Raw genomic sequence first — 15289 nt, 5'->3', positions numbered from 1 at the left:
AAATTTAAAAACATATTTTGTATAACCAAATTTAATTTTTAGGTTTGTCTAAATTTAAATTTATGTATAATGAAAATATTATTTCCAACAATTGCAATATTAGTCTCGAATATAATCTTATCGCAATCAGGTATAAAAGGAATTATAAAAAGCGATGGTGGCGAACCAATCGCCTTTGCATCAGTTGTAATAATCGAAAAAAGAAACGAAATTGAAAGTGATATCAATGGAATTTTCGAAATTAAAAATTTAGACGATGGAATATATACTCTGCATTTTTCATTCATTGGGTTCACAACTCAAATAAAAAAAATCACTCTAAAAAAAAACGAAACAAAAACACTATCAATCGTTTTAAAAGAAAATAATACATTAAACGAAGTCACCATAACCGGAACATTAAAACCCATATCACGATTAGAAACACCTATCCCTGTTGAAGTTTACACTACTGTCTTTTTAAAGAAAAACCCAACCTCAAATGTCTTTGAAGCTTTACAAAGTGTAAATGGTGTTCGTCCGCAATTAAATTGTAACATTTGTAATACGGGTGACATTCATATTAACGGTTTAGAAGGTCCCTATACTATGGTTACTATTGATGGAATGCCTATTGTTAGTGGATTATCAACGGTGTATGGTTTATCTGGAATACCAAATTCTTTAATTGATAAAATTGAAATAGTCAAAGGACCTGCCTCATCACTTTATGGTAGCGAAGCAGTAGGCGGTTTAATCAACATTATTACCAAGAATGCAATAACCGCTCCCATTGTATCAGCTGATATTTTCTCAACAAGCTGGTTAGAAAACAATGTTGATATTGGCACAAAATATAAACTTGGAAAAAACATAAATTCATTATTGGGCATTAACTATTATAATTACAATAACCCTATTGATAACAACCATGATAATTTTACCGATGTAACGCTACAAAAACGAATTTCTATTTTTCAAAAATTTGATTTCAACAGAAAAGAAAATCGAAGAATGAGTTTAGCTGGACGGTACTTTTATGAAGATCGTTGGGGAGGAGAAATGCAATGGAATAAATCTTATCGAGGAGGTAATGAAATTTATGGAGAAAGCATTTATACTAATCGGTTTGAATTAATCGGAAATTATCAACTACCTGTAAAAGAAAGTATGAATTTAGCATTTTCTTATACCTATCATAATCAAAATTCAGTTTACGGTGATACGTTTTATTTGGCCAATCAGAAAATTGCTTTCGGGCAATATACATGGGATAAAAAAGTTAAAAACCACGATTTTTTATTAGGAAGTGCTTTCCGATACCAATATTATAACGACAACACAACAGCTACAATTGAAGCTGAAAAAACTAAAATTTACAGTATTTTTCTCCAAGACGAAATCAAACTCTCTGAAAACAAAAGCATACTTTTAGGCTCTCGATATGACTACAACAACAATCACGGTTCTATTTTTACACCGAGAATAGCTTACAAATGGAAACCAAATCAAAATAGTGTGTTCCGAATTAATACAGGAACAGGTTTTAGAGTTGTAAATCTATTTACCGAAGAGCATGCAGCTTTAACAGGCTCCCGCGATGTCGTAATTACAGAAAATTTAAAACCTGAAAAATCATATAACATAAACTTAAATTATCTCACAAAAGTCAATTTTAAAAATGGTTCCGTTGGAATTTTTGATATTTCAAGTTGGTATACCTATTTTAACAATCAAATTATTCCTGATTATGACGCTAACCCAAACCAAATTATTTATTCTAACTTAGCGGGTTATGCTCAAACTTTTGGAATTACCACAAACGTCGAATTCATTTTTCCTTTTGGATTAAAAAGTTCCTGTGGTGTTACTTATTTAGAACCCAAAATAAAGCGAGATAATGAAAGTTCAATACCTATTTTAACTGAAAAGTTTTCAGGAACCTGGAATATTAGTTATGAAATCCCCAAATCATTTTTATCTATTGATTATACTGGGAATATTTATGGTCCAATGCGATTACCTTTACTAAGCGATCTAGACCCAAGACCTGAATATTCTCCCATTTGGAGTATTCAAAATATTCAGTTTACATACAAAAGAATAGACAATTTTGAAATTTATGGTGGTATCAAAAATTTGTTAAATTGGACACCAAATAAAAGCACTCCTTTTTTAATAGCCAGAGCAAATGATCCTTTTGACCAAAATGTCAACTATAATACCAATGGAAATATTGCCGCAACACCAAATAATCCTTACGCTTTAAGTTTTGATCCAGGATATGTCTATGCTCCTAACCAAGGAATGCGGACCTTTTTAGGCGTACGTTATACTCTTTATTAGAATGTTAGATATTGTTTAACATTCTAAAATAAACTTTTATTCGTAAATTTGCCTATAATTTTAAAAAAAAGACTATGTATCCAGAAGAAATGGTAAAACCAATGAAAGCCGAATTAACGGACGCTGGTTTTCAAGAATTATATACCGAGCAAGATGTTGAAACAGCTTTAGCAAAAGAAGGAACTACTTTAGTAGTAATCAATTCAGTTTGTGGTTGTGCTGCGCGTAATGCACGTCCGGGAGCAAAAATGAGCTTAGATAATGCAAAAAAACCGGCTCATTTAATTACTGCTTTTGCAGGAGTTGATAAAGAAGCCGTTACAAGAGCAAGAGAACATATGTTCCCTTTCCCTCCTTCTTCGCCAAGTATTGCTTTGTTTAAAGATGGTGAATTAGTTCACATGTTAGAGCGTCACCATATTGAAGGACGCCCTGCTGAGTTAATTGCAGAGAACTTAAAAGACGCTTACGACGAATTTTGTTAAGCTAAAACTTACAGTATATAGTATCCTAACAAAAAACCATCAAAAAAATGATGGTTTTTTGTTTTTAAGGTTACTTTTGCATAACAAACTAAACTTAAAATGCAAAAGATTATTTCTATACCGCTGTCTATTATCTTTTACACATTATTTTTTTTGTGGTTGGTAATTTTTGAGCCTATTCAAAGAATCTGTTTAAAAGTTTTCGGTTATAATGCACATCGATGGAGTGTTGCTGTGCTAAACTGTTTTTTAATCCGAACAACTCATGTTTTGGGAACAACGTATTCCTTTACCGGAAGAGAAAAATTGCCAGAGAATGCTCCTCTAATTATTATCGCAAATCATCAAAGCTTATATGATATTCCACCTATTATTTGGTTCATGCGTAAATGGCATCCCAAGTTTATCAGTAAAAAGGAATTAGGAAAAGGTATTCCGAGTATTTCCTATAATTTAAAACATGGTGGATCAGCACTTATTGATCGTAAAGACCCTAAGCAAGCTTTACCTGAAATAAAAAAAGTTGGAGAATATATCAATAAAAACAACTATTCTGTCGTTATATTTCCAGAGGGTACTCGTAGCAAAACCGGAAAGCCTAAACCATTCTCTGTAAATGGATTAAAAATGCTTTACAAATTTGCTCCTGATGCCTATTTTGTTCCTATCAGCATTAATAATTCTTGGAAAATGACTCGATTTGGTCAATTTCCATTAGGACTTGGAAACCGTTTGCATTTCGATGTTCACGAACCTTTGAAAATTTCGGATTATACTTTCGAAGAAATCTTTGAAAAAACCGAAAAAAGTATTGTTAGTAATCTTAAATAAGAAATAATGTCAATTTACAACATTAGATTAGAAGTGATGCAATTTTTGGAAAAGAAAATTGACAGCTTCGTTGAAGAATTTTTAATTCCGGTTGAAAATATTTGGCAACCTTCCGATTTGCTTCCTGATTCAGAAAGCGAAACTTTTTTGGAAGACGTTACAGAATTACGTGAAATCGCAAAAGATCTACCGTATGATTTCTGGGTTGTTCTAGTAGGAGATACCATTACAGAAGAAGCTTTACCAACGTATGAATCTTGGTTAATGAGCGTTGAAGGCGTTGATCAAGATGGAAGAAACGGATGGAGTAAATGGATTCGTCAATGGACCGGAGAAGAGAACCGTCATGGAGATGTTTTAAACAAGTATCTGTATTTATCAGGTAGAGTAAATATGCGCGAAGTAGAACAAACAACGCATCATTTAATTAACGATGGCTTTGATATCGGAACGGGAACAGATCCTTACAAAAACTTCGTGTATACGAGTTTTCAAGAATTAGCGACCTATGTTTCACACAATCGTGTAGCTCAAATGGCTAAAAAATACGGAGACGTGAAACTTGCTAAAATGTGTAAGTTAATTGCCGGAGATGAGATGCGTCACCACTTAGCGTATAGTACTTTCGTAAAAAACATTTTTGAAGTTGATCCTAGCCAAATGATGTTAGCATTCCAACACATGATGAAGTTAAAAATTACAATGCCGGCTCATTTCTTACGCGAATCGGGTCAAAAAATTAGCACGGCTTTTGAACAGTTTTCAGATTCAGCGCAACGTATTGGTGTTTATACTGCTCATGATTATGTAGACATCATGCAAAAATTGATTGATAAGTGGGAAATTGATAAAATCAGCAATCTAACAGATGAAGCTGAAAAAGCAAGAGACTTTTTAATGAAGTTGCCACAAAGAATGACACGTGTTTCGGAACGTTTGGTTATTCCGGAAACTAGTCATATCTTTAAATGGGTTCAACCGGCAACTTTGTAATATGAGTACAATCATCATAGACAACACTATTCAGTTCGTAAAAAACCAATTAGCAAATGCTGAAGGGGGTCATGATTGGTTTCATATCCAAAGAGTTTACAAAAATGCAATTAGCATTGCCGAAAAAGAAACTTGCAACATAATGGTCGTAAAATTAGCAGCTTTATTGCATGATATTGCTGATTCTAAATTTCATAATGGCAACGAAACCATTGGACCAAAAGTTGCAAGAGATTTCTTAGCAGAACAAAGAACGGATGAAGCTACCATAAATCACGTGGTAGCTATCATTGAAAATATTTCTTTCAAGGGCGGAAATTTCAAACCGAAATTTTCGTCTCTTGAATTACAAATTGTACAAGATGCCGATCGATTAGATGCTATTGGCGCTATTGGAATTGCCAGAACATTCAATTATGGTGGTTTCAAAAACAGACCTATGTATGATCCGGCGATTGCCCCAAAAATGAACATGACAAAAGAAGAATACAAGAAAAGTGATTCGCCCACCGTAAATCACTTTTATGAAAAACTTTTGTTGCTACAAGACAAGATGAATACCGAAACCGGAAAAAAAATGGCTAAAGAAAGACACCGATTTATGGAACTTTTTTTAGCTCAATTTTATTCGGAATGGGAAGGTTTATAATTTATGCCGAATTTCTACTGGCATTAATATTACCAAATAACGAACGCGTTACGATTTTTTCATAAACGGCTATTTTTTCAGCATTTTCTTCCGGAGTTTCTTTTAACTCTTTTATTTTTAGCAAAGCAAATTGCTGAATGGTTAACAACGGTAATACAATTTTTTCTCGCATTGCTACAGAAGCTTTACTATCCGGATAATTCTCCATCAACTCTTTAAATCCGGAAAGTTTCAACAACAAACGATTGGTTTCTAAAAACTCATCATAAATCAATTGCCAAAAAGCACCAAACTCAGGATCTTTTTTCATGTAAGCCGTTAACGGAAAAAACGATTTGCTCAAAGCCATCATACTATTTTCAATCAACGTCCTAAAGAATAATGACGATTGGTAAAGATTTTCTACTTCTTCCCAACGGTTCTTTTCTTCAAAATGTTTTAAAGCTGTTCCTACACCAAAAAATCCGGGAACGTTTTGTTTTAATTGACTCCACGAACCTACAAACGGAATGGCTCTTAAATCATCCAAATTCAATTGTGCCGACTGTTTTCTTTTGGAAGGGCGGCTACCAATATTTGTTTTTGCATAATAATTCAGTGTACTCATTTGCTCTAAATACGGAACAAATTTAGGATGCTTTTTAAAATCAATGTATTTTTGGTAACTCACTTCTGAAAGTTCCTGAATAACATTCACTTCTTTTTCTGTCAATTCATTTTCATCACTGTGAAAAACCTGATTGTTTGCTCCTGCACTCAATAAATTTTCCATGTTATAGCGACTGGAATCCAAAGTTCCGAAATTAGAACTAATCGTTTGACCTTGTACGGTTAACTGAATTTGTTTATTTTCTATTTTTGGTCCCAAAGAAGCATAAAACTGGTGCGTTTTTCCACCACCACGAGCCGGAGGTCCACCACGCCCATCAAAGAAAACGACTTTAACATCATATTTTCTGGAAATAGCGGTTAATGCCATTTTTGCTTTATAAATGCTCCAATTGGCCATCAAATAACCACCATCTTTTGTCCCGTCTGAAAAACCTAACATAATAGACTGCTGATTCCCTCTTTTTGCTAAATGTTCAGCATAAACAGCATTGGTATACAATCGTTCCATAACTTGATCGGCATGAATTAAATCATCAACCGATTCAAAGAGTGGCACAATATCAACTGAAGGATTTTCCCAACCTGTCAAATGAAACATTGACAAAGTTTCCATTACATTTAGTGCGCTTTCATTATTACTGATAATGTAGCGATTACAACCTAATTCGCCATTTTTATCCTGAATAGTTTTTACGGCTTTTATAGAACTGATAGTTGCTTTTGTCATTTCATCATCAAAGTCATATTCTTGTAAATTGGCTTTTACTTTGGATAAAATTTCTATTTTTTCAACTTCATCTAATTGCTCGTAATTTTCCGGAAAAATCTCAGGGACATGTGAAATAATATCTTTAAAAACTTGTCGGTGAATTTTACTATTTTGACGAATATCTAAGGTCGCAAAATGGAATCCGAAAACATTAAATTTATTGATCAATAAATCAATTTCATCCACATAAAGGGATTGATGTTTTTCAACGACCAATGCCTTAATTTGATTCAAATATTGTACAAATTCGTCTTTAGTGATGTAAATATTTCCACTCGAATAAAAAACAGAACGATATAGTTTATTTTCTAACTCAGCTACCAAAATGTCAACACCGGAAAAAGTTAGTTTACGTTTTAATTTTCGGACATCTAAATAGTAGCATTTTAAAATAGAAGATCGCAATCTGTCAGCCACTTTCAGTGTGATTTCAGTGGTTACAAACGGATTTCCGTCTCGGTCACCACCCGGCCAAAATCCTAAATTCAATAAGTCATTTGACAAACTGTTTCCTTTGGCAATATTTTTTTGAATGTATTGCATCATTTCACCAATAGTGTAATAAAATACATTCTCCAAATACCAAATCAAACTAACCGCTTCATCAAAAGGAGTCGGCTTTTCTTTTTTAATAAATGGCGTTTTTCCTAACTGGGCTAAAAGTTCTTTAATTTTATTCAAATCATTTACTTTTACAGCCTCTGTTAAATCGGTGATAATTCCCAATACCGACCCTGGGTAAAACTGTGTTGGATGCGCTGTTAAAACTACACGAACTTTAAAATTCTCTAGAAATTCCATCAATTCTTTTTGTTTAGATCGCTGATCGGCGTTTTCTTTCATGTCGCGTAAAGAACCTCGACCTTCCAAATTATTAACTATCGAAAAAGCAGCGTCTTCAATAGCATCAAACAAAACTACTTGACGTTCCACATACTGAATGAAACGTAGCATTAGACTAATTTTCTGTTCTTCAGTAGGATTGTCCAAATACTTGCTGACGAAGGTGTTGAAAATTTCATCCGGACTCATATTATTCTTGAATCCTTGCTCACAAACCTCAGCAAAAAGCGGCAATAATACTCCGGTGTTATTAATTTCATCAAACGGAAGTGTGATGAATATACTGTTGTAAATGTTGTACTTAGAAGCGACGTTTTGATTAAAACGTTCTAGTTTGGGTAACGAATACATAGTTTTCCTTTTGTAAAATCATTTAAAGGTAGTGAAATTTCAAATGGCTTCAAAAGATTCGTTTAAACTTTACTTTAATCAATCTTAAATTTTAAATAAGGCGTTTCTTTTAGTTTTGCATTTGCGTTTAGTAAATCAATTTTGTCTGAAACAATATTAAGGTATCCGTCTTCTTCTTCCAATATTAATTTATGATCAAATGATACAGAAAATTCAATATAGGTTTCCATATTTTTAGGTAATTCTGCAAACCTGATCTGAGGTAGGTTATCGTCTCTAAGGTAATCATTTGAATATGTATTTGACCTAAAAATTGCCGGTTTTTTACCAAAATAAAAGCTAATCAAGTTTTTTAAATGTTCTGAATTATTAGCAATTTTTAATTTATCTCCCGCTTTTATGTAAATCGCTTTTTCATAAAGATAAATATCTATTCCAAGGGACTTGTAATTCAACAAGATGAAATCGAAACTCGTATTGTTTTCAATCCAAAGGCTATCTTTTTTAATAGATGCAGATTCAATTCTTCCACTATTTGATCTTTGAAAAGGATTATCTCCTGTTTTTAAAGTATCTATATTTTGAATAGGGATTAATGTATCATAAACTGTCAGATAGTCCTTAAATGCTTTTTCCTTCCTGTAATTCTCCTTAAAAAGACTTTTCCGTACGTCCTCATTACTTTTAATCACATGCTCATAACTGTTGCTTTTTGTATAACTACTGCTATTACTATTTGAACATTTTGCTGTCCAAAAAATAATTTTCACTATAATCAAAATAACCCAAATAATTTGACCTATCGGAATATCACCACTCGACGATTTTCCCTTATTACTATATGTATTCAGTACAACCTGTCTATTGCTTTTTAATACTTCTGCTAATTCAGAATCTATAGCTTCATAATTTGTTATAGCAACAAGAGCATTCTTTATAAATGCATTTGTTTTCCTGTCATTATACAAATCAACCACTACACTTAAGAGATCTGATACTTTTGAATCTGTTTCTGATGAGTTAATTTTTGACAATACATCAAAGAAAGATTTATATGAAATATAGTCTACATTTTTTTGTGCATCATACTTGAGTTCTTTCAGGTTGAGTATGGCATAATCTATTCTGAGGTAAATTTTTCTTTTTACAGATAGTAGAAATTCCTCTGGCAAAAAAGATTGGTACTTTAGAAGCTCCAGAATATTTTGAAAACTATTAGCAGAATATTTTTCTTCGAAATATCGGGTCAAATCATCTATCAGATACTGATTTAAAAAATGCTTTACATCAGCTTCTTCCACTACATTTTCATCCGGAATATGAGATATATTTGCGAGATTTTCGTTTAAAAACAGTTTTCTAAAAAAGGGATGATGATATACGAATCCTAAAGATTTAGCATCATTCTTTATAGCATTAATTAAATTGACAACTGTATTATTATCTAAATCGGGATTTAACCTTTTCTCAATATTGATCTGCTTCTCTATTCTAATAATTTCTTCAGGTGTTAATTCTGAAAAACGTGAAGAATCAATATCTAATTTTTTTAATAGCTCTAAAATATTCATTACCTACTGAAAAATGATGTTTGGCAAATATATTATTCTTTTTATAAGGAAAAATAGTTACTTTTAAAAAATTAATTATAAGACATGGAAAACATCATTAATCAGTTATTTGAGATCGAAAAAAAAGCAAATACTCAAAGCATTGATATTTTTGAGCGAAACTTCAGTAGGATTTATCACGAATTAGAAGAACTTGGTTATAAAATTGTAAACCCATTACATGCTAACTATGATGAACGAGATAACTCTGTTGAGGCCAACATTATGAGCGAAAATGCCCAAAAAATAACTAAAGTTATAAAACCTGTAATCTTTCAAAAGCAAGGAGACCAATATATTTTAATTCAAAAAGGAGTAGTAATAGTAGAATAACATAAGCATGACAAACATAAATTTCGGAATAGATCTTGGTACAACTAATTCGGGGATTGCAAAATATGAAAACGGAAAAATAACATTATTTAAAAATCCGATAGGGTTTAAAGATTTTCTTCCTTCGGTAGTTTCCTTCAGAAAAGGAAGAATCCAAACAGGTGATAAAGCCAGAGAACACATTAGTGTTGATGCTATGAATGTTTTTTCTTCTTTTAAAAGAAAAATGGGTACTAGTCAAACATATTTTATCCCCAGCTTGGAAAAAGAAACGACACCTATCGAATTGTCTTCTACTATTTTAAAAGAGCTTTTAGGTTTTACAAGTGAAGAAGTTCAAAGTACTGTTATTACCATACCGGCCTCTTTTGATACCATTCAGTCCAATGCTACTAAAAAAGCAGGATACGCTGCCGGATTAAAAGAAGTTGTTTTACTACAAGAGCCTATAGCGGCTTGTTTGGCGTATTCTAACGAACAAAGTTTAAAAATCGAAAACGATTTAAAATGGTTGGTTTATGATTATGGCGGAGGCACTTTTGATGTGACTTTGGTAGCCATTAACAACAGAGAATTAAATGTTATTGACCATCAAGGAAATAATTTTTTAGGAGGTCTCGATTTTGATAATGCTATTATAGAGCATTTAATAGTACCTAAAATTGAAGAAAAATTAGGAGAAACTAATATTTGGTCGAAAATGACCAAAAAAGAAGGAGATACAAATTTTTATACTAAACTTTATTTTGAACTTCTTTTAAAAGCGGAAGAAATAAAAAAAGAGCTTTCTGTTAAAGAAGAATCTCAAGTTGAAATAGAGTTAGACAACATTGATGACTATATTGATATAACGATAGAAAGAGCTGCTTTTGAAGAAATCATCAAAAAAGATTTCGATACTTCTTTCCAACTTCTTGAAAGCTTACTTACAAAAAACAGCACAAGTTTCTCTGAAATAGAGCGTATTATTCTTGTAGGCGGAACTACTTTTATTCCATTCATACGAGAAGAACTGCATAAACGAACTAACATTATTGTCGATCATAGTATTGATCCTACTACAGCCGTAACGGTAGGTGCCGCATACTATGCCGGCTCTAAACCATCTGCATTAGAAGAAACTGCTAAAGAAGAAGCTCAAACTGTAGAAATTCAAAAACAATACAATATTAAGAGTATTTTTGAGCCTAATTCTAATGATAATGAAGAGTTAATTGTGATCTTAGCTCCGGAAGTCAAAAATGGCAGATATCGTATTGTGAGAAGGGACGGAGCCTTTGATACCGGAAGAATTCCTTTTTCAGAAAAAGCCAATGAATTTGTTCCCTTATTAAAAAAGGTAAGTAATTCATTTACTGTTTCGGTGTATGATGAAAACGATCAAGAAATTTATACCAATCCAAATGTTGTTATTACAAACGGGTTGTACAATATATCCGGACAGCCTTTGCCAAATGATATTTTACTAGAAGTTGATGAAAGCAAAGGAGAAACCAAATTAGAAACAATATTTAAAAAGAATGATATTCTTCCTTTAAAGAAAACCGTTTATAAAACCATTTCTAAAAATATCTTAAAGAACTCTTCTGACAAATTAATCATTAATATTCAGGAAGGAAATTCCGGAGGAATGATCGGAAGTAATTTGACCATAGGATATGTCGAAATTTCTGGGGAGCGCTTTCAGGAAGATTTAATTAAAGGTATGGATATTGAATTAAATTTTCATATTTCTGAATCCAGAGATTTGAATGTAAAAGTATATATTCCAACTTTAGATCTCGAAATACAAGAAACATTCAATCCACACGAGCGAACAGTTTCTATTTCAAAATTGCTTCAAGAGATCAAAAATACCGTCGAAGCAATCAGCCTTGAAATTAGAGAAGAAGAACAAGAAGAGAATTTTGAGTATCTGGCAAAGCTGAAAAGAATTCAAAATGGTCTTTTACAAACGTATAATGAAGCTCTTGAATTATCTGATGAAACAATCACAGATCAAAACTATAAAATTGACGAGTTAAAGAGAAATTACATTCAAGAGTTTGATAATTTGGTTCGATTTAAACATGTTCTAAATGAAATCTCAGAATACCAACACACTAGAGATCTTATTGAGAATTATTTAGAAGGAGCAACAGATAAACAAAAACAAGAATTTGAAAAAATTGTTTCCGGTGAAAAAGAGATATTACAATCCGGAAACAAATACAGCATTAAAAGCAAGACAAAAGAATTAGATAAACTTTTAGAAGCTATTTATTATTCACAAGATTCAAGCTATATTCAGGTCTACTACTTTTATAAGTTTAAAGACACTGACGAATACAAAGACACGAAAAAATATCACAAACTATGTGAATTAGGAGACAGCGCTGTGGAAAGAAATAATTTTCATGAAATAAAAGCTGTTTGTCATCAACTATATGACTTGCTGAAGATCAAACCTAGAACAAGAGATGAACGAGAGAATTTTGATGGTGATTTAGGATTAAAATAAAGAAACAGCTTAACAGCTGTTTCTTTATTTTAAATCGATTCAAAAGATTTTCCCGGTAAAGGGCGAACAACTCCTTTTAATTCCATATTCAATAATATTCCGGAAAGTTTAAAAATTGGGATATCACATGCAATGGAGATAAAATCCAAGTGTTCGTTTCCGTTTTGAAACAGAAAATCATACACTTTTTGTTCGTCTTCTGTCAACGAAACAAATAATTGCTTTTGAATGGTTTTTACTTCTTGTTTTTTAGTTTGCCAATTCAATAAATAAATCAAATCTGCAGCAGAAGTAATCAATTGTGCTCTTTGTGTTTTAATCAAATGATTACACCCTTGACTGTATTTATCAGTTGTTCTACCCGGAACGGCAAAAACTTCTCTATTGTAGTCATTCGCAATTTGAGCCGTAATCAACGAACCTCCTTTTTCAGCACTTTCTATTACAATAGTTGCTTCGCTAATTCCTGCCACTATACGGTTCCGTTTTACGAAGTTTTCTCTATCAGGATTAGAATTCGACCAAAACTCGGTTAAAAAACCACCATGTTGTTCCATTTTAGCCATATACTTTTTATGGACTTTAGGATAAACCTGATTCAATCCGTGAGCAAGAACACCAATGGTTTGCAAATCATGCTCCATAGCTAATTGATGCGCAGTAATATCTACTCCATACGCAAATCCGCTGACTATCGTTGGTTCCAATGGCGCTAATTCGTCTATAAATTTCTTTAAAAAATCCGAGCCATAAGTAGTAATATTTCGTGTACCTACAATACTTATTATTTTTTGTTCTTGAAGATTTACATTTCCCGATTGAAACAATAGAACCGGAGCATCAAAACAATGTTTTAATTTACTGGGATAATTTTCGTCTTTAAAAAAGAGAACGGAAATGTTTTCTTGTTCCATAAAGCGCAATTCACGTTCGGCTTTTTGGAAAACTTCAGTCTTTTTTAGATTTTGAATCACGGATTTTCCGATGCCATCAATTTTTGCTAGGGAAGTATTTTTAGTTTTAAAAATCTCTTCGGCAGTATGAAAATTTTGTAGTAGTCTTTTAGCTATAGTATCTCCGATTCCTTCCACTTGCAATAAAGCAAGAGTAAAGAACAAATCGTTCTGTTGCATGGCTTGTAAAAATTTAATTGGCTTATAGTGATACAAATATAAGATTTTCAATATAACTAAAACAAAAAGTCCCGAATAAATTCGGGACCAAATGTTTCTTTAATAAGAAAAAAAATTACTGCTATTAACCATTAACAAATATACGTAAAAAATATTAAAAAAATAAATATATTTCATTTATATGTGTAAAATACAGAGAAAAATTCATTTTAAAAAACAAAAAGTCCCGAAGGATTCGGGACTCAATGTTTCTTTGATAAGAAATAAAATTACTGCTATTAACCGAGACAAACTTAATGTTTCAAATGTTAATCTTGGTACAGTTTTTCTGTATATTTTGTTAAAATGTGTTTTTTATCATTGAAAAGTAAAAAAAGTCGTTGAAACAAAAAAAAAATGAATCTACACTTTTACTCCCTTATTAAAGTATAATCGCCAAAAGGAACAGAAAAAGAACGCGCCACAGAGGGTGTTCCATCTTCTTTATACCCACAATAATTAGTCTCTAATCTGAACTGCACTTTTAGCTTTTGAACGCCGCCTTCAACGACAACTCTCATTGTAAATCTTGCATCTAAACAATCATCATCATTTGCCGGTTCGGTAAAAACCATTCGTAAGCGTTTTTCATCAGTACCACACTCCTCGCATACCGGATAACTCGTTTTTCGTATTCTTGTTATTGACCACATATTATAACTATTATATCCCGTATAATTGTTATTCAAACTGGCAAGTGTATTTACTTTTTCCACTCCGTTTTCTATATACTGGAATTCCCCCACAAGAAAGTCTTCATAGTATTTATTACCAACATTCATCATTTCCTTTTTTATAAAAGAAACTTTTAGGATAGTAGTCCCTTCCGTATAACTCCAGGTTCCCACAAACTGGTCAAAATAATGATCTACATCTTTATAATAGATTCCTTGAACTCCAAATTCAACAGAATCATCAAATAATCCCAATACAAGGTTCTGCGATTTACAATAAGTAAACATTAAACTTAGTACTATTGTTAAATATGCTGTTTTTTTCATACGTTTCATTTTTTTATTCATTACAAGGGGTTTCTTTTACCGGCTTATAAAACGTAGCCGGATCTTCGTTCAGTGTCAGTTCGTTCCACCCGATTTTGTCCGGATTCAATTCGTACAAGCCCATCCCCATATCATATTCTTTCATCAAAGATAAAAAGGTTTTTTCCAGAGTTGTTGAACCGGCTTCGCTACCATTTATTTTCTCATATTTTTTTTCAAGTTCTTTATAAAAATTACCATAACCATTACTTATAAAGATACTGAATTTCACCCAGTCTTTGATCTTAATAGCGTAAGTTCCATACACGCAGGTGAGGGTCAAAAAATAAACATGATAATCCTGTTGTGTCTTAGGACTTTTACTATGTTTTTTGGCCACGTCAAAAAGCCATTTCACATCACCATGGGAGAACATGGGAACAACACCCGTAGAAGGTTTAGGATGTGTATGGTAGGCTCCGTAGTAGTCGCCCCCAATGTAATCTCCCATTTTAATTTTATTTGGATCTTCAGAATCACTTTCAATGATGTGAGGCGGTTCGGTTGTGGTAGAGTTAGGAAATGTTTTAATGGCATAGCCCCATTCTTTTGTAGCATTTGTATAAGTTTCAAGGCTATTGATCGCTTGAAGCAAATAAGGTGTATTTAATATTTTTTGAAGTTCTGAACATGGTGTAATGGTAACTTCCACTTGTTCCAACTCCGGAACAGGTACCGTTACCACACCACCACAACCTTTACAGGTTTTCGGGTCTACCAAGCCGTCATCATAATCCTCATCGCCCGGTGTTCCGCCGGTGTTTCCGCCACCGCTA

At 32.6% G+C, this 15289-nt stretch carries 12 protein-coding genes; 7 read left to right on the top strand and 5 right to left on the bottom strand.

Annotated features, from left to right (window positions below; genetic code table 11):
• Nucleotides 1-69: 69 nt before the first annotated feature.
• From ACUSJC_RS16090 to ACUSJC_RS16070, 5 genes are all read left to right on the top strand, one after another.
• Nucleotides 70-2325: a TonB-dependent receptor gene (locus tag ACUSJC_RS16090; RefSeq protein ID WP_449270590.1), complete on the top strand. Its 2256-nt coding sequence runs from the start codon at nucleotides 70-72 to the stop codon at nucleotides 2323-2325.
• Nucleotides 2326-2399: 74 nt separating this feature from the next.
• The gene (locus ACUSJC_RS16085; protein ID WP_449270589.1) at nucleotides 2400-2810 is read left to right on the top strand and encodes a BrxA/BrxB family bacilliredoxin; all 411 of its coding nucleotides are present in this window, start codon (nucleotides 2400-2402) and stop codon (nucleotides 2808-2810) included.
• A gap of 99 nt (nucleotides 2811-2909) precedes the next feature.
• Nucleotides 2910-3641, top strand: a complete 732-nt coding sequence (locus tag ACUSJC_RS16080) for a lysophospholipid acyltransferase family protein (RefSeq protein WP_449270588.1) — start codon at nucleotides 2910-2912, stop codon at nucleotides 3639-3641.
• A 6-nt stretch (nucleotides 3642-3647) separates the two neighbouring features.
• Entirely contained in the window at nucleotides 3648-4634 is a 987-nt protein-coding gene (locus ACUSJC_RS16075; RefSeq protein WP_449270587.1) for an acyl-ACP desaturase, read from the top strand.
• Nucleotide 4635: 1 nt separating this feature from the next.
• Entirely contained in the window at nucleotides 4636-5283 is a 648-nt protein-coding gene (locus ACUSJC_RS16070) for an HD domain-containing protein (protein WP_449270586.1), read from the top strand.
• Between the two features lies 1 nt (nucleotide 5284).
• On the opposite strand, the gene ACUSJC_RS16065 is transcribed toward ACUSJC_RS16070, so the two are convergent.
• Together ACUSJC_RS16065 and ACUSJC_RS16060 are read right to left on the bottom strand one after the other, a co-directional pair.
• Nucleotides 5285-7858 carry a phosphoenolpyruvate carboxylase gene (locus ACUSJC_RS16065; protein ID WP_449270585.1) on the bottom strand — a complete coding sequence of 858 codons (2574 nt, stop codon included), beginning with the start codon at nucleotides 7856-7858 and terminating at the stop codon, nucleotides 5285-5287.
• Nucleotides 7859-7932: 74 nt separating this feature from the next.
• On the bottom strand, nucleotides 7933-9429 hold the full coding sequence (locus ACUSJC_RS16060; protein ID WP_449270584.1) for a hypothetical protein: 1497 nt from the start codon (nucleotides 9427-9429) through the stop codon (nucleotides 7933-7935).
• 84 nt (nucleotides 9430-9513) lie between these two features.
• Here ACUSJC_RS16060 and ACUSJC_RS16055 point away from each other — a divergent pair, with 84 nt between their 5' ends.
• Together ACUSJC_RS16055 and ACUSJC_RS16050 are read left to right on the top strand one after the other, a co-directional pair.
• Nucleotides 9514-9801: a hypothetical protein gene (locus tag ACUSJC_RS16055; RefSeq protein WP_449270583.1), complete on the top strand. Its 288-nt coding sequence runs from the start codon at nucleotides 9514-9516 to the stop codon at nucleotides 9799-9801.
• A gap of 7 nt (nucleotides 9802-9808) precedes the next feature.
• Nucleotides 9809-12301 (top strand): Hsp70 family protein, encoded by a 2493-nt coding sequence (locus tag ACUSJC_RS16050; protein WP_449270582.1) that lies wholly within the window; start codon nucleotides 9809-9811, stop codon nucleotides 12299-12301.
• 29 nt (nucleotides 12302-12330) lie between these two features.
• Here ACUSJC_RS16050 and dprA read toward each other — a convergent pair whose 3' ends face one another.
• From dprA to ACUSJC_RS16035, 3 genes are all read right to left on the bottom strand, one after another.
• Nucleotides 12331-13434, bottom strand: a complete 1104-nt coding sequence (gene dprA, locus ACUSJC_RS16045; protein ID WP_449270581.1) for a DNA-processing protein DprA — start codon at nucleotides 13432-13434, stop codon at nucleotides 12331-12333.
• A 410-nt stretch (nucleotides 13435-13844) separates the two neighbouring features.
• Nucleotides 13845-14474 carry a DUF6705 family protein gene (locus tag ACUSJC_RS16040; protein WP_449270580.1) on the bottom strand — a complete coding sequence of 210 codons (630 nt, stop codon included), beginning with the start codon at nucleotides 14472-14474 and terminating at the stop codon, nucleotides 13845-13847.
• A gap of 13 nt (nucleotides 14475-14487) precedes the next feature.
• The coding region (locus ACUSJC_RS16035; RefSeq protein WP_449270579.1) for a hypothetical protein at nucleotides 14488-15289 on the bottom strand (802 nt) is incomplete at its 5' end.

The sequence above is a fragment of the Flavobacterium sp. U410 genome, assembly GCF_053570605.1.
Note: the sequence above shows the minus strand (reverse complement) of the source record. Positions and strands in the feature narration are given on the sequence as shown.

Excerpts from the sequence above, each read along its gene's own strand:
- ACUSJC_RS16090 (WP_449270590.1), top strand. The coding sequence starts at position 70 with ATGAAAATATTATTTCCAACAATTGCAATATTAGTCTCGAATATAATC.
- ACUSJC_RS16085 (WP_449270589.1), top strand. The coding sequence starts at position 2,400 with ATGTATCCAGAAGAAATGGTAAAACCAATGAAAGCCGAATTAACGGAC.
- ACUSJC_RS16080 (WP_449270588.1), top strand. The coding sequence starts at position 2,910 with ATGCAAAAGATTATTTCTATACCGCTGTCTATTATCTTTTACACATTA.
- ACUSJC_RS16075 (WP_449270587.1), top strand. The coding sequence starts at position 3,648 with ATGTCAATTTACAACATTAGATTAGAAGTGATGCAATTTTTGGAAAAG.
- ACUSJC_RS16070 (WP_449270586.1), top strand. The coding sequence starts at position 4,636 with ATGAGTACAATCATCATAGACAACACTATTCAGTTCGTAAAAAACCAA.
- ACUSJC_RS16065 (WP_449270585.1), bottom strand. The coding sequence starts at position 7,858 with ATGTATTCGTTACCCAAACTAGAACGTTTTAATCAAAACGTCGCTTCT.
- ACUSJC_RS16060 (WP_449270584.1), bottom strand. The coding sequence starts at position 9,429 with ATGAATATTTTAGAGCTATTAAAAAAATTAGATATTGATTCTTCACGT.
- ACUSJC_RS16055 (WP_449270583.1), top strand. The coding sequence starts at position 9,514 with ATGGAAAACATCATTAATCAGTTATTTGAGATCGAAAAAAAAGCAAAT.
- ACUSJC_RS16050 (WP_449270582.1), top strand. The coding sequence starts at position 9,809 with ATGACAAACATAAATTTCGGAATAGATCTTGGTACAACTAATTCGGGG.
- dprA (WP_449270581.1), bottom strand. The coding sequence starts at position 13,434 with ATGCAACAGAACGATTTGTTCTTTACTCTTGCTTTATTGCAAGTGGAA.
- ACUSJC_RS16040 (WP_449270580.1), bottom strand. The coding sequence starts at position 14,474 with ATGAAAAAAACAGCATATTTAACAATAGTACTAAGTTTAATGTTTACT.